This is a genomic window from Serratia sp. TSA_198.1, assembly GCF_052686505.1.
Map to the genome: position 1 here is coordinate 964,045 of NZ_JBQZFP010000001.1, position 17,328 is coordinate 981,372.

The 17,328-nt window shown below is 57.5% G+C and carries 16 protein-coding genes; 7 read left to right on the top strand and 9 right to left on the bottom strand.

Annotated features, from left to right (window positions below):
- The first annotated feature begins 88 nt into the window (after nt 1-88).
- Nucleotides 89-388: a DUF1161 domain-containing protein gene (locus tag ACUTSW_RS04460; protein WP_445583794.1), complete on the top strand. Its 300-nt coding sequence runs from the start codon at nt 89-91 to the stop codon at nt 386-388.
- Nucleotides 389-423: 35 nt separating this feature from the next.
- Here ACUTSW_RS04460 and ACUTSW_RS04465 read toward each other — a convergent pair whose 3' ends face one another.
- Nucleotides 424-1,911: an MDR family MFS transporter gene (locus ACUTSW_RS04465; protein WP_013812765.1), complete on the bottom strand. Its 1,488-nt coding sequence runs from the start codon at nt 1,909-1,911 to the stop codon at nt 424-426.
- A gap of 274 nt (nt 1,912-2,185) precedes the next feature.
- On the opposite strand from ACUTSW_RS04465, the gene clcB reads away from it, so the two are divergent.
- Nucleotides 2,186-3,466 carry a voltage-gated ClC-type chloride channel ClcB gene (gene clcB, locus ACUTSW_RS04470; protein ID WP_445583795.1) on the top strand — a complete coding sequence of 427 codons (1,281 nt, stop codon included), beginning with the start codon at nt 2,186-2,188 and terminating at the stop codon, nt 3,464-3,466.
- Here the strand turns inward: clcB and bioD are convergent.
- The 3 genes from bioD to ACUTSW_RS04485 form a co-directional block, all read right to left on the bottom strand.
- Nucleotides 3,463-4,134 carry a dethiobiotin synthase gene (gene bioD, locus ACUTSW_RS04475; protein ID WP_004944013.1) on the bottom strand — a complete coding sequence of 224 codons (672 nt, stop codon included), beginning with the start codon at nt 4,132-4,134 and terminating at the stop codon, nt 3,463-3,465. The two genes, clcB and bioD, sit on opposite strands and share 4 nt — an antisense overlap.
- Before the next feature lie 146 nt (nt 4,135-4,280).
- Nucleotides 4,281-5,498 carry a sugar metabolism global transcriptional regulator Mlc gene (mlc, locus tag ACUTSW_RS04480; protein WP_445583796.1) on the bottom strand — a complete coding sequence of 406 codons (1,218 nt, stop codon included), beginning with the start codon at nt 5,496-5,498 and terminating at the stop codon, nt 4,281-4,283.
- 158 nt (nt 5,499-5,656) lie between these two features.
- Entirely contained in the window at nt 5,657-6,547 is an 891-nt protein-coding gene (locus ACUTSW_RS04485; RefSeq protein WP_445583797.1) for a LysR substrate-binding domain-containing protein, read from the bottom strand.
- Between the two features lie 149 nt (nt 6,548-6,696).
- Between ACUTSW_RS04485 and ACUTSW_RS04490 the strand changes: the two genes are divergently transcribed.
- The gene (locus tag ACUTSW_RS04490; RefSeq protein WP_445584444.1) at nt 6,697-7,962 is read left to right on the top strand and encodes an MFS transporter; all 1,266 of its coding nucleotides are present in this window, start codon (nt 6,697-6,699) and stop codon (nt 7,960-7,962) included.
- 159 nt (nt 7,963-8,121) lie between these two features.
- A complete protein-coding gene (gene tus, locus ACUTSW_RS04495; RefSeq protein WP_445584445.1) occupies nt 8,122-9,060 on the top strand; it encodes a DNA replication terminus site-binding protein in 939 nt (312 codons plus the stop codon).
- Here tus and ACUTSW_RS04500 read toward each other — a convergent pair.
- From ACUTSW_RS04500 to ACUTSW_RS04510, 3 genes are all read right to left on the bottom strand, one after another.
- Nucleotides 9,050-9,418 (bottom strand): VOC family protein, encoded by a 369-nt coding sequence (locus ACUTSW_RS04500; protein WP_445583798.1) that lies wholly within the window; start codon nt 9,416-9,418, stop codon nt 9,050-9,052. The two genes, tus and ACUTSW_RS04500, sit on opposite strands and share 11 nt — an antisense overlap.
- 93 nt (nt 9,419-9,511) lie before the next feature.
- On the bottom strand, nt 9,512-10,201 hold the full coding sequence (locus ACUTSW_RS04505; RefSeq protein ID WP_445583799.1) for a helix-turn-helix transcriptional regulator: 690 nt from the start codon (nt 10,199-10,201) through the stop codon (nt 9,512-9,514).
- A gap of 1 nt (nt 10,202) precedes the next feature.
- On the bottom strand, nt 10,203-11,093 hold the full coding sequence (locus tag ACUTSW_RS04510) for a LysR family transcriptional regulator (RefSeq protein WP_445583800.1): 891 nt from the start codon (nt 11,091-11,093) through the stop codon (nt 10,203-10,205).
- A gap of 97 nt (nt 11,094-11,190) precedes the next feature.
- Here ACUTSW_RS04510 and ACUTSW_RS04515 point away from each other — a divergent pair, with 97 nt between their 5' ends.
- Nucleotides 11,191-11,859 (top strand): peroxiredoxin-like family protein, encoded by a 669-nt coding sequence (locus tag ACUTSW_RS04515; protein ID WP_445583801.1) that lies wholly within the window; start codon nt 11,191-11,193, stop codon nt 11,857-11,859.
- Between the two features lie 61 nt (nt 11,860-11,920).
- Here the strand turns inward: ACUTSW_RS04515 and fumC are convergent, their stop codons facing one another.
- Nucleotides 11,921-13,318, bottom strand: a complete 1,398-nt coding sequence (fumC, locus tag ACUTSW_RS04520; protein WP_445583802.1) for a class II fumarate hydratase — start codon at nt 13,316-13,318, stop codon at nt 11,921-11,923.
- 268 nt (nt 13,319-13,586) lie between these two features.
- Nucleotides 13,587-13,901 (bottom strand): hypothetical protein, encoded by a 315-nt coding sequence (locus ACUTSW_RS04525; RefSeq protein WP_062871337.1) that lies wholly within the window; start codon nt 13,899-13,901, stop codon nt 13,587-13,589.
- Nucleotides 13,902-14,455: 554 nt separating this feature from the next.
- Here ACUTSW_RS04525 and manA point away from each other — a divergent pair.
- Both manA and ACUTSW_RS04535 read left to right on the top strand, forming a co-directional pair.
- Nucleotides 14,456-15,634 (top strand): mannose-6-phosphate isomerase, encoded by a 1,179-nt coding sequence (gene manA / locus ACUTSW_RS04530; protein ID WP_445583803.1) that lies wholly within the window; start codon nt 14,456-14,458, stop codon nt 15,632-15,634.
- Between the two features lie 143 nt (nt 15,635-15,777).
- On the top strand, nt 15,778-17,301 hold the full coding sequence (locus ACUTSW_RS04535) for a YdgA family protein (protein ID WP_445583804.1): 1,524 nt from the start codon (nt 15,778-15,780) through the stop codon (nt 17,299-17,301).
- The last annotated feature ends 27 nt before the right edge of the window (nt 17,302-17,328 follow it).

A 17,328-nucleotide genomic window follows, 5' to 3' on the forward strand; every position in this document is an offset into this window, starting at 1 on the left:
CACGCCGCAGCAAGCGGCGAACGTTAACCTCCGCCGCCATTGCTGCTATTGTGACAAAGGAAGCTCATGCTCAAATAAGGACGAATTGATGAAAAAAGCGCTTATCCTGGGTGCACTGCTGCTAACCGCAGCCCCCTTGGCAGCCTTGGCTTCATGCGAAAGCGTGAAGGCGGACATTTCACAGAAAATTGTCAAAAATGGCGTACCGGAATCCGGCTTCAAGCTGGACATCGTGCCCAATGACCAGACTCAACAGGCTGGCGGATTGGTCGTTGGTCACTGCGAAAACGACACCCAGAAAATTGTCTACACCCGCCTGAGCAACGGCGACGACAACGGTGACGCGGCTCAGACCGGCACCAGCCAAGACACCAAAACCGCACAATAACTGCAGCTCAGGGCGCAACCGCGCCCTTTCCTTTTTTACGCCTGTTCCGCCTCTTCACCCTCGCCTTGCGGCCTATGCCGTGCGGGAATCAACATCGCCGCCGCCAGCGCCAGCAACGAAATCAGTGCGGAAACCAAAAACACCCAATGTAACGAAGCGGCTACCTGCTGAATGATATCGGCCAGCTTTTCCGGCGTCATTGCGCCACGCACCGCCGGCTCCATCAGTTGCTGCACCGGATCGGCGGTTTGCGGCAGACGATACTGCAAGTTAAGGTTCAACGTTGCGCCCAGAATAGCGGTGCCAATGGCCGACCCCATCATCCGGGTGAAGACCGTACAGGCGGTGGCTATGCCGCGAATGCTGTGATGCGCGGCGTTTTGCACTGAAACCAGAAACGTGGTGTTGCACAACCCCATGCCGGCGCCCACCATAAAGGCCGCCAACCGCCCCCACAACAGACCGCCGTTCGGCTGCAGCAGCAATAAGATCAACCCGCCTGCGACCAGCAACAGCGCCCCCAGCAACGCGGTGGTACGGTAAGACGTCATCAACATCAGCCGCCCGCTCAGGGTGCTGGCCAGCGGCCAACCGATCGACATCAGCGCCAGCGTGGTTCCGGCTTCCAGCGGCGTTCCGCCCATCACGCCCTGAATAAAAGTCGGCAGAAAAGCGCTGATCCCCATCATCGCCGCACCGATCACCACCCCGCCAATATTGCCGGCCACAATCACCCGGCTTTGCCATAATGCCAGCGGGAACAGCGGCTCTGGCGCGCGGCGTTCCTGACGGATCAGCAGCATCAGCGAAACCGCCGCCAGCGACAACAGCGGTAACACCCACCACCCCAAACTTTCCGCCTGCAGCAGCGACATTAGCAGCGCCGCGACAAACAGCGTCAGCCACGCCGTGCCCGCCAGATCCAGCGCGTGTTTTCGCACCTGTTTACTGGAAGGCAGATAACGGCCGAGGAAAAACATCGCCAGCAGGCCGATTGGCAAGTTGACCCAGAACACCAGCGCCCAAGGCAAATGCTGGACGATAAACGCCCCCAGCAGCGGACCGATGATTGCCGACACGCCCCACACGCTGGACAGATAGCCCATGACCTTCGGCCGCTCGGTCGCACTGTAGATATCGCCGATAATGGTGGTCGCAATCGGCATAATCGCCCCGGCGCCCAGCCCCTGCAACAGCCGAAAACCAATCAGCCAGTACATGTTGGGCGAAAAACCGCACAACACCGAGCCCAGTAAAAACAGCGATGCGCCAAAGAAAAATACCCGCTTGCGGCCCAATAGATCCGCCAGCCGGCCATAGATCGGAATGGTGATGGCCTGCGCCAGCAAATAGACCGCAAAGACCCAGCCCAGCAGCGAGAAACCGCCGAGATCGCCAATGATGGTCGGCATCGCCGTGGCGACGATGGTCGCCTCGATGGCTGACATAAACATTGCCAGCATGCAGGCGATCAGAATCAGCGGGCGATGAGCGAGGGGTGCAGATGAGTCGTTATTAGTCATAGCGTTGTTTGGCTCTGGATTTTTATTGTCATCAAATTATACCCGCCGGGTTAAACGCTGCCGTAAGCTGTGTCTACTTCCCTGTTTTCAATGGCGAAAAACGCATCATTTGAACATTTGGTGACAACGTAACCGTAAATCAACGGGATTTATCGTTTCGCCGTTGAAACCACGATCCCAGCGGAGAATCTAAAAAGATTCTCTGGCCTTCGGCCGGACCGGCAAGCACAATGCCCAACTGAACCTTTCATTTTTCTCACGATTTTACCGCCTCATGAAACGATGGGTCCACTTGCATCACTATCGCGCCCTGCTGCGCCGCCTGTTTACCGCCATCTTTCTGGGCATTGCCGCCGCGTTGGTCGTTTGGCTGTTTCACCGCGCCATGCTCGGGTTGGAGTGGGCGTTGCTCGATCACGAAGATGACAGCCTGGTGGCCGCCGCCGCGGCATTACCGGGCTGGCGCAGAGCCTTGACGCCGGCCCTGGGCGGCCTGGCGGCAGGTTTGTTGCTGTGGGTTTATCAGCGTTATCAGCATCAGCGGCAAATAGCGCCCACCGATTATATGGAAGCGATAGAAACCGGCGACGGGCGGCTTGATGTCAGCGCCAGCCTGGTGAAATGCCTGGCTTCATTGCTGGTGGTGTCCAGCGGCAGCGCCATCGGCCGCGAAGGCGCGATGATCCTGCTGGCGGCGCTGGTGGGATCGGTATTTGCCCAGCGTTTCACCCATGAGAAAGAGTGGAAACTGTGGGTGGCCTGCGGTGCGGCCGCCGGTATGGCCAGCGCCTATCACGCGCCGCTGGCGGGCAGCCTGTTTATCGCCGAAATTCTGTTTGGCACTCTGATGCTGGCTTCGCTCGGCCCGGTGGTGATTTCCGCCGTCAGCGCGCTGCTGGTGACTAATTTGCTCAACGGTGGCCAGGCGCCGCTGTATCTGGTGGAACCGCTGCCTGCGCCCTGGCCGGTGCAATATCTGTTGATGGCGCTGCTCGGGATACTGGCCGGTATCTGCGGCCCGCTGTTCCTGTGGACGATGTCGGCTTCCGGCCATGCGTTCCGCTCGCTGCGCCTGGCGCCGCCGCTACAACTGGCGTTGGGCGGATTCATTGTTGGTTTACTGTCGCTGCTGTTTCCTGAAGTGTGGGGCAATGGCTACAGCGTGGTGCAGTCTCTGCTCAGCGCGCCACCCGGCGTATTGCTGGTCGGCGCCATTTTGATCTGCAAACTGCTGGCGGTGCTTGCCAGCAGCGGTTCCGGCGCGCCCGGCGGCGTGTTCACCCCAACGCTGTTTGTCGGGGCTGCGCTGGGCTCGCTGGTTGGGCAACTGTGCGCCACCTGGCCCGAACTCGGCGCGGCCGTACCCTTGCTGATGGCGTTGACCGGCATGGCGACCCTGTTGGCCGCCACCACTCACGCGCCGATCATGGCTGCACTGATGGTGTTTGAGATGACCGGCGAATACACCTTGTTGCCCGGTATCCTGCTGGCCTGCGTGATCGCCACCACCGTATCGCGCGGCTTGCGCTCAGTGTCGGTCTATCACAACGCCTAACGGTTCAACAGCGCGGAGATATCAAGATAGTGCGCCAGTTCGCGCTGCTCGGCGCGCGGCAGATAAGGGATTTCGCCCAACAGCGGCGCAGGGATGCGTTGACGCAAGGCTTCAATGGTTTCTGCGTAATGCGCCAGCCCCGGGTTAATCCGGTTCGCCACCCATCCCAACAAAGGTAAGCCGTCATTAATGATCGACTGCGCCGTTAACAAGGCGTGGCTGACGCAGCCCAGCTTGATTCCCACCACCAATACCACCGGCAATTGCTCCTGGATCACCCACTCGGCGTAGGGACGCAGATCGTTCATCAGCACACGCCAACCGCCGCTGCCCTCCACGACCACGGTGTCGGCTCTGGCGGACAAACTTTGCAACCCGCTGCTCATCACGCCGTAGTTGATATCCTCGGTGGCATGGGCGTGAAACACCTCATCCAGACAGGTGATGGGATTAATTTCCTCGTACGACAGCGGCAAGGTCGAAGACGCCTGTAAAACCAAAGCGTCTTTATTGCGAATGCCTTCGCTGGTTTCCTGACAACGCGCCGCGATCGGCTTATAGCCGGCTACCGAACGGCCCTGCGCGGCGAGCGCCTGCAGCAAGGCGCGGGAAACCACGGTTTTACCAACGTCGGTATCCGTGCCTGTTACAAATAAACGCTTTAACATGTTTTAATTGCCCCGAAATGCTCCATGAATCCAAATATCGCCGCATTAAGGCGAAGGAGACGAACGGGAAAATTCTAGGGGATGCTGAACGCACAGGGCTTGAGGTAGCGCAATCTTTTGTCGTTAAACGATAAGTATTACTGATGCTACCCTTGCAACAGTTGCACCAACAGCGAACCGTTGTACAAGGCTTCCTTCACCAATGCAGCGCCGGGCATGGTGCCCTTGTTGAAGAACTGAGTAGACTCCACCTGTACATGGTCGCTGTAAGCCGGCAACGACTGCTGACGAATGCAAGAGGCGATGGCCGGATGCAGGATTTCCGCCGCGCGATTCAGCGGTGAACCGACCAGGATTTTTTCAGGGTTGAACAAGTTGACCATGATCGCCAGGATACGCCCCACGCTGTGACCCACGCCGAGGATGATGTCTTTGGCCAGTTGATCGCCCGCCAGCGCCGCATCGCACAGGGATTCAGCCGTCAGCGGCGCACCGTGCAGGCTGGAGCTCATGGAGGTCGCGAGACGCTGCTGGGCGATCTCCAGGATATTTTCAATACTGGCGACGGTTTCCAGACAACCGTGGTTGCCGCAGTAACAGCGTTTACCGTAAGGATCGACCTGCGTATGACCAATCTCTACCACGCTATGGCTGCCGCCGTGCAGCACCCGCCCGCCGGTGATCACACCCGCCCCGACGTTGTGGTCGATCACCACCTGAATCACGTTCTGGCTGCCGCGCGAGGCGCCATACAGCGCTTCGGCCATGGTCCAGGCGCTGATATCGTGTTGCAGGTAGACCGGCAGCCCGGTGCGGGTTTCCAGCGCGGGCCCCAGCGGCATGTCCACGACATCGTAAAACGGCATACGGTGCACCACGCCGGAGGCCACATCAATCATGCCCGGCAGCGTAATGGCGATCGCCGTCAGCCGCTCAAGTTTGCTTTGATGGCGGATAAAAAATTGGTCAACTTCACTGAGAATGCGTTTTAGCAGCGGTTCAGGGTGTTCGGCATCCAGCGGCAACAGCTCTTCCACCACCAGTTTGCTGCTGAGATCGCGCAGCGCGAGCGTAATGGTGCCGCGGCTGATACGAACGGAAAGGTAATGCCAGGCTTCGGTGTCCAGCACCAGCCCGACCGCCGGCCGCCCACGGCTGCCGACTTCCTGATATTCGTTTTCTTTAACCAGATGCGCTTCCAGCAGCTCACGCACGATTTTGGTGATGCTGGCGGGGGCGAGCTGCGCGCGTTTTGACAGTTCGATGCGCGAAATTGGGCCCAGTTGATCGATTAACCGATAAACTGCCCCTGCATTTGTTTGTTTGATTTGATCGATATGCCCAGGCTGCCCAACAGCAATCACAAACCTGCTCCTACTATTTTTCGCGCTTCTAAATAAAGACTAGAGGCTATGGTGGGGCTTTTGTAATACAGCGTCAACTATTTGATTCGTTATGTGATTTGCCGCACAAATTCGCCCCGCTTTCGCTGCGGATTGCGTTTTATTTGCGCAGCACTCCGTCACGGCAGCAACAGTGCCATCAGCGATTTGGCCGCTGCGGTCAGCGCCCTTTGGCGGTGATGCACCAACCAGACTTCGGTCATCGCCTCCGGTTCCTCCAGCGGCAGGTATTTCACCCCATCGACTTTCACCCGGCCAAAAGACGCCGGCAAAATAGAAATACCCAGCCCGGAAGACACCAGACCGATGATGGTCATCGCTTCACCGACTTCCTGGGTGATATAAGGCGTGATCCCCGCTTTGGCCAACAGCGACAGGATTTCGTCATGCAGCGCCGTGCCTACCTCTCGCGAGAAAAACACAAAAGGTTCTTCCGCCAGATGCTGAAAACGCAAGGTGCCGGGCGCAACATGGGTCAGCGGATGCCCTTCCGGCACCACCGCGACCAGTGGCTCGCACAGTAACAATTGATGCTTCAGCACCTCCGGCAAGCGCGTATTGCGCATCACGCCCAGATCCAGCTCACCGTTGAGCAGCGGTTCGATCTGTTGCTTGGTATTCACTTCACGCATTTTTATATGCACGTGCGGGTGCTGTTGGCGGTAAGCTCGCAAACTGCGCGATACCACGCTGATAAACGGCGCCGAAGAGGTGAAACCAATGGTCAACTCGCCCAGTTCGCCACGCTCCAGTCGCGCGGCCTTCTCCGCCGCACGGCTGACCTGATCGAGCACCTGATAAGCCTCTTTCAGGAACATTTCCCCCGCCTGCGTCAGGCTGACATTGCGGTTGTTGCGCGCCAACAAACGCGCGCCGACCATTTCCTCCAACGCCTGGATTTGCTGGCTGAGCGGCGGTTGCGAAATGCGCAGACGTTCCGCCGCACGACCGAAATGCAATTCTTCCGCCACGGCGACAAAATAGCGCAGGTGTCTCAGTTCGATATTCATACTTTAAACGTCTTAATTTTAATTATTAATATATTAGACAAAAAATTGAGCTCTCCCTATCATTTTGTTAACCCATGATGTGCTGATTTAAACCTCCCGACGTTCGGTAAGGAAAGACTGTGACAACCCCTGTGCGTTCTGCGGCTAGTATGCCGTCGACGCTGGCCGCCAACGACGATGCGGCTGCTGCGCCAAAAGCCAAACGCTCCACCCTGAATAAACTCCCTTACATCGAGCGCGGAACGCCGCAGTTTATGCGCGTTACTCTGGCGCTGTTTTCCGCCGGGTTGGCTACTTTCGCCCTGCTGTACTGCGTGCAGCCGATCCTGCCGGTTCTGTCGCAAGACTTTGGCATCTCGCCGGCGGAAAGCAGCCTGTCGCTGTCGGCGTCCACCGGCCTGCTGGCACTCGGCCTGATGTTTACCGGCCCGCTGTCCGATGCCATCGGCCGTAAATCGGTGATGGTGGTGGCGCTGTTGCTGGCGGCAATATGCACCCTGATTTGCGCCTTTATGACCAGTTGGCACGGTATCTTGTTGATGCGCGCACTGATTGGGCTGTCGCTGAGCGGCGTGGCCGCCGTTGGCATGACTTACCTTAGCGAAGAAATCCACCCCAGCTTTGTCGCCTTTTCGATGGGGCTTTACATCAGCGGCAACTCCATCGGCGGCATGAGCGGCCGCCTGGTAACCGGGGTGCTGACCGATTTCTTCTCCTGGCGCGTGTCGCTGGCGGTGATCGGGTTGTTCGCGCTGGCCGCAGCCTGCATGTTCTGGCGTATTCTGCCCGCGTCTACGCATTTTCGCGCCAGTTCGCTGCGCCCGCGTACCCTGCTGATTAACTTCAGGCTGCATTGGCACGACAAGGGCCTGCCGCTGCTGTTTGCCGAAGGTTTTCTGCTGATGGGCAGCTTTGTCACCCTGTTCAACTACATTGGCTACCGCCTGCTGTCCGATCCTTATCACCTCAGCCAGGCGATTGTCGGCCTGTTGTCGGTGGTGTATCTGACCGGCTCTTACAGCTCACCGAAAGCTGGCGCAATGACATCTCGTTTCGGCCGTGGCCCGGTTCTGCTGGCTTCGATCCTGATTATGCTGATTGGTATCCTGATTACCGCACTGGCACCGGTAACGGTTATTTTTATCGGCATGATGCTGTTTACCGCCGGTTTCTTTGCCGCCCATTCGGTTGCCAGCAGTTGGATCGGCCGCCGGGCGCGGCGCGCCAAAGGCCAGGCGTCTTCTCTTTATCTGTTTTGCTATTACGTCGGTTCCAGCGTCGCCGGTACGCTCGGCGGCGTGTTCTGGCACAGTTTCGGCTGGAACGGTGTGGTGGCGTTTATCAGCGTGATGTTGTTGCTGGCTCTGCTGGTAGTGCACTATCTGAAAAAACTGCCGGAAGCGGCGCGCGTCTGACCCCTCTCCTTGCCGCCTGCCTGTACGCAGAAACAGGCGGCAGCCTTAATTCCCCTGCCAGGCTGGACCACTGGGGGCCTGGTGTTATCACTGTGGCCGAGGTTGCCCTTTCGTTTGCCGTTCTCTTATTGTATGTTGTAACTAAAAAAGAGGTGAATGATGGATAAATACGGTCTAATCGGCAGGATGAATGCGTGTTTCACCGAGCTGGAGCAGGCTCTGGCCGCGCTCCACCAGCAGATCCTCCCGCTGCGGCTGCTGGCGGCACGGGTGTTCAGCCTGCCGGAAATAGAGAAAGGCAAAGAGCACGCTGCGGTGGAGCAAATCGCCGTCGAGCAGCATGTCGGCCAGGCGGCGCGCGACCTCGCACTGGAACACTACCAACGGCTGTTTATCCATCACAATAAACACAACGTCAGCAGCAAGGCGGCGGTACGCTTGCCCGGCGTGATCTGTCTGGCCGTGGAATTGCCGCAATACCAGGCATTGCAGGCGCAGATCGCCCTGATTAATCGGCTGAAGGCCGAACTGGAGCAGATTATCACCGTCGAGTCGGGCCTGGCGCCGGAGCAGCGGTTTGATTTCGTCCACACTCACCTGCATGGCCTGATCACCCTCAGCGCCTATCGCGCCATCACCGCCCTGAGCAATCCTGATTCGGTCCGCTTCGGCTGGGCCAATAAACACATTATCAAAAACGTGAAACGCGACGATGTCTTGGCTCAGTTGGAAAAGAGCCTGAAGGCCGGGCGCGCAGTGCCGCCACATCCTCGCGAGCAGTGGGCAGAATTGGTTAGCCGCGAGATCGATGACGTCAGCCGCCTGCCGCAACAGGCGGTGCTGAAAATCAAACGCCCGGTGAAGGTACAACCAATCGCCCGGGTGTGGTATCAGGAGCAGCAAAAACAGGTGCAACACCCCTGTCCGCTGCCGCTGATCGCCCTGTGCCAGGAGGAAAGCGGCGCGCAGGTGCCGAAGATTGGCGAACTGCTTAATTACGACGCCGCAACGGTCAAGCACAAGTACAAACCGGATGCCAAACCGCTGCGGTTACTGGTCAAACGGCTACATCTGTATACCGACGCACCTACAGGCTGAGCGCGTAGCCCCGCAGGCGGTGGCCGTCCGGATCGGTGCCGACGAAGGTATAACCGAAATCGAGCGACACCGGTTGCTGGATAATCTCCACCCCCAGCTCACGCCACTGCTGACAAAGCGCGTCTACTTGCTGCGGGTGCTCGCACAGAAAACCAATCTCACCACCACCACCGGCAGCCGTTGCGGCCGGTTCTACGGTATGCTTCGACCACATCGCCAGTTTGAAGCCGTTACTCAGTACAAACAGCGCGAAGGTGGGTGAAAGCTCCACCGGCTCCCGCCCCAGTAACCGGCGATAGAAAACGACGCTTTTTTCCGGGCTATCGACGTAAAGCAGAGTCATGTTTGGGGTTGTCATCAGACTGTCCTCATGGCTGAAGGGAACCGGCGGTTCCCGATAGCGATAAATTAGCCCGCCCTGCTGACAGTTTTTGGCAGTAGTGATTATTGTTTACTGGGGAGTAATGCCTTGAATTTCATACCACTCTTTCAACAGCACGCGGCGGCCGCGTGGGTAGCACTGCGCCAGCGGCGTAGCCAGACGGATACGATCGAGGCGGAAATGGCGGAACTCCTGGCGCAGCTCGCACCAGGCGACCAGCATGCGCGCCTGTTCAAAATAGCCAAGCGCGAACGGCCACAAAATGCGTTCGCTGATTTTACCGGCAAGATCGCAATAATTTACGGCGAGCTTGCGCTCCTGGCGGATAACATCGCGGATCAGCATCACCGTTTCGTCCGCCACCTGAGCCACGTCTATCGGCCCAATCAACAAGGTGTTGGCTTCCAACTCATCGCGTAGCGCGGCGGGCAGAACGTCGGCAATTTTCGCCAGCGCATTATTCGCCGCGCCGGCCAATTGGGTGTCGCCACGCCGCCCCACCCAGCGCATTCCCAGCACCAGCGCTTCGATTTCCTGCGGCGAAAACATCAGCGGCGGCAGCATAAAACCGGGCCGCAACACATAACCCACCCCCGCCTCCCCGACGATCTCCGCCCCCTGCTGTTGCAACGTGGCGATATCGCGGTACAGCGTACGCATGCTGATGTTCATTTCCTGCGCCAGCGCATGGCCGGCGACCGGATAACGATGACGCCGCAGGATCTGCATCAGATCCAGTAAACGTTCGGTACGTGACATGTCATGGCTCCCTGCACAAGGCTTGCTGGACTACATCGGCGAATGCCCTGGCTTTGGCGGGAGCGAAATGGCCGCCAGGAAAAACGGCCCAGAGTTCTAACGGCGGCAATTGCCAGTCGGTCAGGACCTTCATAACGGCCCCACTTTGCAATTCACTGCGAAACAGCCCTTCGCCGGCCACGGTGGCGCCAAATCCAGACAGCACCAACTCGCGCAAGCATTCGGCGGCATTGACCCGCATTCGCCCCTGTAAACGCAGCGCGCGGGTTTCCCCATGCCGGCTGAATGACCAATTTTCAGCGCCGCTGCGGCGTTGATAGACCACCATTTCATGCTGCGCCAAATCTTCGGGCCGCAAAGGAACGCCTGCGGAGGAAAAGTAAGCTGGGGTCCCCATGACGCACTGCTCTATTTCACCCAACTTGCGAGCGGTAAAGGACGAGTCGTCCAGGCTACCGGTGCAAAGCGCGATATCCACACCTTCCTCTATCAGTGACAGGTTGCCGTCATCCAGCAACAGATCGATGCCCAAACGAGGATTGGCTTGCAGAAAGGCGGTCAAATCGGGCAAAGCGACTATTCGGGCAAATACCGCCGCAGAGGAGACCCGCAGCCTGCCGCTTAGGCCAGCCCCACCTTCCCGAACCAAGGATTCCGTTTCCGCCAGTTCATTCAGGATACGTTTCGCCCGTTGATAAAGTTGTTGGCCGGCATCCGTGGGCCGCAGCCCGTGCGTAGAACGCAGCATCAATCGCGTATTCAACTGTTGCTCGAGCCGGGCCACGGTTTTTGAAACCGCCGGTTGCCCTACGTTCAATCTGCGGGCGGCGGCGGTGAAGGACTCCGTTTCGCACACGCAGATAAAGGTTTCCAAATCAGAAAATTTGCCCACATCATTCCTTAAGGGAATAACCATTAGCGTTTTTGGCAGTCTACACTGGCCGTTAAGGAATGGGCAAGATGGCGATAATAAGCCCCCAACAGGAGCCATGATGAAACTTCAGGACAAATTCGACGCTTTCAAGGCTGAATTTGAAGCCGGTAAATTGCCCTTTACGCTGGCAGCGCAGGATCATGAGCTGATGCGCCGCGCAATAAATGAACTTAACGCCACGGGCACCGCTGCACGAGCGTTGAAATGCGGGGATACAGCCCCCGCGTTTGAGTTACCGGATGCGGACAATACGCGCTTGTCTTCCCACGATCTTCTGGTGAATGGGCCGTTGATTATCAGCTTCTTTCGCGGCGCGTGGTGCCCTTACTGCAACATCGAGCTACAGGCTCTGGAAGCCGCTCAGCCGGAATTGAAATCTCGCCAGGCGCAGCTAGTGGCCATTTCCCCCCAGACGACGCGCGGCAACCGCCAATCAATCCGCGACAATGCGCTCACCTTTCCTTTGCTTAGCGATCACGGCAATCAACTGGCCGCCCTTTTCGGGCTACGTTACAGGCTGCCGGACAATCTGCGCGACCTGTATCTCAACCGACTCAATCTCGATTTAACCCGGTTAAATCAGGACGACAGCGGCACGCTCCCGATGCCGGCACGCTATGTCATCGCCCAGGATGGCCGAATCCTTTATGCCGAAGTGAATGCCGATTACACCCGTCGGCCAGATCCGCTGGAGCTGCTGCCGGTGCTCGACGCTTTACGCTGATACTGAAAGGGGCGCAGTCATGAATGAACTGCGCCCCTTGGTGACGATCAAAGGTGGGAGGTTACTTCTTCATGCTGCCGACCATTTCTTCCGGGCGCACCCATTGATCGAATTGCTGCTCGGTCAGGTAACCCAGTTTCAGCGCTGCGGCTTTTAGCGTCAGCCCTTCTTTATGCGCTTTCTTGGCGATTTCCGCCGCTTTGTCATAGCCGATATGGGTATTCAAAGCGGTAACCAGCATCAAAGATTCGTTCAATAACTGGCTAATGCGATCGCGGTTGGGTTCGATGCCCACCGCGCAGTGCTCATTAAAGCCCTGCATGCCGTCGGCCAGCAGCCGGATAGACTGCAGATAGTTGTGGATCACCATCGGACGGAACACGTTCAGCTCAAAGTTACCGGAGGCGCCGCCGATATTCACCGCCACGTCGTTGCCCAGCACCTGAGCGCACAGCATGGTCATCGCCTCGCACTGGGTCGGGTTGACCTTGCCCGGCATGATGGAGCTGCCCGGTTCGTTTTCCGGGATGGAAATTTCGCCGATGCCGCAGCGCGGGCCGGAGGACAACCAACGCACATCGTTGGCGATTTTCATTAATGAGGCCGCCAGCCCTTTCAGCGCGCCGTGCCCATGCACCAACGCATCGCAGGTCGCCAACGCTTCAAATTTGTTGGGTGCGGTAACGAACGGCTGACGGGTCAAGTCGGCCAGCGCCCTGGCGACGCGCACCGCATATTCAGGATGGGTGTTCAGACCGGTACCCACCGCCGTGCCGCCCAACGCCAGCTCGCAAATGTGCGGAATGCTGGCTTCAATGTGCTGCAAATTATGTTGCAGCATCGCCGCCCAGCCGGAAATTTCCTGGCCTAGCGTCAACGGTGTGGCGTCCTGCAGATGGGTGCGGCCGATTTTGACGATATCGCGGAAGGCTTCCGCTTTGTCGCTCAGCGTTTTGTGCAGCACTTTCAGTTCGGGGATCAGATGTTCGCGCACCGCTATCACCGCCGCCACGTGCATCGCGGTCGGGAACACGTCGTTGGAGCTCTGGCTCTTGTTGACGTCATCGTTCGGGTGCACGCGCCGCTCTTCGCCGCGTACCCCGCCCAACAGCTCGCTGGCGCGGTTGGCCAGCACTTCGTTCATGTTCATGTTGGTCTGGGTGCCGGAACCGGTTTGCCAGATCGACAGAGGGAATTCGTCCGGGTGTTTGTCCGCCAACACCTCATCGGCGGCCTTGATGATGGCTTCAGCGCGTTCTGCAGGCAGCAGCCCCAGATCCCGATTTACCCCGGCGGCGGCGCGTTTGGTCAGCGCCAGTGCATGAATCAATGCCGTCGGCATCTTTTCGGAAGAAATGCGAAAATGCGCCAGAGAACGCTGCGTTTGCGCGCCCCATAGCCGATCGGCCGGCACGTCGATGGGCCCCATGGAGTCTTTTTCAATACGAACGGCTGCCATCACTGTCTCCTTAGTACAATTCCTAAAAATGTACGATTACGCCAACGCGCTCAAGCCCGTCGGCACGCCCATTCAGTATAGTGACATAATAACTATTCGCATTAAGAGAGTTGCCTCACAGCATTTTTCCTCCATTTCTTTTTATTGCATGGCTATTATTTCGTTGCCGTTCCCCTCCTGTGCCCCGCCCGCGCTTCATTAACGCGCCAATACAATAAAAATCACCCTCGGACGCTCGGTTCAGGTATTTTCGCTAATCTGTCACTATTTAGTGATGATGCTGATTGTAGGCATTAATCCTTTCATCTTGCAGATGATTGATTTCATCATAAGCATCCTGCCGTTCGTTATGACGATATATCCCTGCGCCGACCGCCGCGACGGGGAGAGTTACCCTCGGTACCGCGGTGACCGCAACCGGCGCCGGCGCCGGCACCACGATAACCGGCGCTGGAGTGACAATCGTCGGGCCCGGCACCACCACGACCGGGCGACGAACGCCATAACCATAAGCATGAGTAACAACGACAGCCGCATGGGCGCCGGAAGTGCACATAATCAAAACCAGTAGTAATTTTTTCATCAGCGCCTCAGCGTTTAAATAGCCATAATCAAAAGAATCCATTTAATTGCCTGCACTGTAGAACGGTACTGTTTTCCGATTTAAGCCCTTTGTGTGGTTGCCAATAAAAAAAACCACATAATGATGATATAAATATTCAGTGAGTAATAATTCACGTCAACATTCACACATTGAAATATAACGGTGTGAAATAACGTCAAAATGGCATTTGACGTTTCCATTAATAGCCAGAGCAAAACCTGCCGATGCAACACCCTCTTCACAATCCCTTTCTACCGGCGTTTTTTTACCCGCCTGCAACCCCGTCGAACCGCCAGAGGCATTTGTGACGCTTATTGTTATCACGTTATACTTCGCCCATACCGAACAGCAGCGCGTTGCAAATGTTATTTACCCTCTGAAGGACGCAAGTGCACCCCTTGTTTGATCGCGCACCTGATTGAGCGCCATCGGATGAGCGTATGATGAGTGCGCAGATTCTGCTTGTTTTAGCCTTATAATCAGTCAGCTACTCCCCGCCACTTTGGCGGCGAACGCAAAGGATGTTTATCAAGATGCAAAAAATGACCAACGCAGTGCAAAACTATGCATGGGGCAGTCACGACGCCTTAACCCGGCTGTATGGCATCGCCAACCCGCAGGGGCAACCGATGGCGGAGCTGTGGATGGGCGCTCACCCGAAGAGCAGCTCCCGCGTGGCGGATGCCAAGGGCAATTTGCGCTCGTTGCGCGACCTCATTGATGAAGACCAACCCAAACAGCTGGGCGCCGACGTTGCCCACCGCTTTGGCGAGCTGCCGTTCCTGTTCAAAGTACTGTGCGCCGATCAGCCGCTGTCGATCCAGGTGCACCCCAGCAAGTCCGCCGCCGTTGTCGGTTTTGCCAAAGAAAACGCCGCCGGCGTTCCGCTGGATGCGGCCGAGCGCAATTATAAAGACCCAAACCACAAACCGGAGCTGGTGTTTGCGCTGACCCCGTTCCTGGCGATGAACGGCTTTCGCGAGCTGTCCGACATCGTTTCTCTGCTGCAGCCGATTGCCGGGGCACACCATGATATCGCCGCCTTCCTGCAACAACCGGACGTCGCGCACCTGTCAACGCTGTTTGCCAGCCTGCTGGCGATGAGCGGTGAGCAGAAGTCGCTGGCGCTCGGGGTTCTGAAAGCCGCGCTGAACAACCAACAAGGCGAACCCTGGGATACCCTGCGCTTTATCGCCGGTTTCTACCCGGACGACAGCGGCCTGTTCTCGCCGCTGCTGTTGAATGTGGTGCAGCTCAAACCGGGCGAAGCGATGTTCCTGTATGCCGAAACACCGCATGCGTACCTGAAAGGCGTGGCGCTGGAAGTCATGGCCAACTCGGACAACGTGCTGCGCGCCGGTCTGACGCCTAAGTTTATCGATATTCCTGAATTGCTGGCTAACCTGCAGTTCCGTCCGCAGCCGGTTTCCGGCCTGCTGACCCAACCGGAAAAACGCGGCGATGAGCTGTTCTTCCCGATCCCGGTCGAGGATTTTGCCTTCTCGCTGCACGATCTTTCCGCGACACCGCAGACGCTGGCGCAAAACAGCGCGGCCATCGTGTTCTGCGTCGAAGGCGAAGCGGTGCTGGAAAAACAGGGGCAGCAACTGGCGTTGAAGCCGGGTGAGTCCGGCTTTATCGGCGCTTTCGAGTCCCCGGTCAGCGTTAGCGGTTCAGGCCGAATCGCGCGCGTTTATAATCTGTTGCCGTAGTCACTCGGTAAATTTCAGCAAATTAGTTGCTAAAAAGAGTGGGTTACCTTCACAATTAAACGCCTGCGGGCGTTTTTTTGTTGGCCCAAACTTGCCCATCCATCTGTTTGCAACAGATGGCTTAATAAAGGATGAACAGAACTATGAAAAAATCGTTAGTCGCTGTCAGCGTCATTGTGGTTCTTGGCGCGGCATGGACCGGGGCTTCCTGGTACACCGGCAAACTGATCGAGCAACGGATGGGTGAAGTGGTTGATAACGCCAACAGCCAACTGAAAGCCTACCTGCCGAAAGCCGGTGTCAAACTGGGTTATGAAAATTACCAGCGCGGCATTTTCAGCAGTAAAATCCGTTATGTGCTGCGTGCCGACGGCAGCGTCACCACCGACGATGCCGCACTGAAGCCCGGCGACGAAGTGGCGTTCCTGGAAACCATCGATCACGGCCCTTTCCCGTTCGCCCAACTGAAAAAATTCAATCTGTTGCCGAGCATGGCCTCGGTGCATACCGAGCTGGAAAACACCCCGGCAACCAAAGGGCTGTTTGACATTACCAAAGGCAAGTCGCTGTTCACCGCCGACTCGCGCATTTCATACAGCGGCGATACCTCGTCGGCCATCGACGTGATCCCGCTGGAATACACCAAAGACAAATCGGCGCTGAAGTTCAGCGGTGCCACCATCAATGCCGATGTCTCGCGCGATATGAAGGCCTTCACTCTGGATGCCGGCAGCGACAGCGCCGTGATCAGCGGCCCGAATCAATTCGGCCAGATCGAACAGGTTACCTTGCAAGGCGCTACGCTGAAGAGCCAGACCCATGCCGGCCAGTTCGATCTCAGCCTCGGCGACCAGAACATGGCGGTGAAGCAGATCAAGGTTGCCGTTGACGGCAAAGATACCCTGACGCTGGACGGCTTTAACCTGGCGAGCAAGTTCGGCGAGAAAGACAGCAACCTGAACGGCCAGATCGATTACACCATGGATGCGCTGAAGATCCAGAACAGCGACTTCGGTTCCGGCAAGCTGTCGCTGAAAATCGACAAACTGGACGCCAAGTCGCTGAAAGAGTTTGCCGACCGTTACAACCAGCAGGCGCTGGCGATGCTGCAACAGGGCCAACCCGTCGATCCGGTCGCTTACCAGCAGCAAACCACCGATATCTTGCTGCAAAACCTGCCGTTGTTGCTGAAAGGCAATCCAAGCATCAGCATTGCGCCGCTGAGCTGGAAAAACAGCAAGGGTGAAAGCACCTTTACCCTGAATCTGGACCTGACCGATCCGGCGCAGGCCGGCTCCCCGGCACAATCGCCGGACCAGCTGATTGCCCGTTCGGTGAAAAAACTGGACGCAAGCCTGAGCATTCCGGTCGCGATGGCCACCGAAACCACCTCACAGACGGCATTGCTGCAAGGCTATAGCGCGGAAGAAGCGCAAAAGCTGGCACAGCAACAGGTGCAAGGGCTGGCGGCGATGGGCCAGATGTTCAAACTGACCACCCTGAAAGACGACGTGATTGGCAGCAGCTTCCACTATGCCGACAACCAGGTTGATCTGAACGGCAACAAAATGACGCTGCAAGAGTTCATCGGCATGTTCGGCCTGCTGGGTGCACCGGCAGAAGATGAAGCACCGGCTCAGGATGCAGTTCCTGCACCGGCACAGTAAGCAATAAATCGTTGTTCCCCGGGGCTC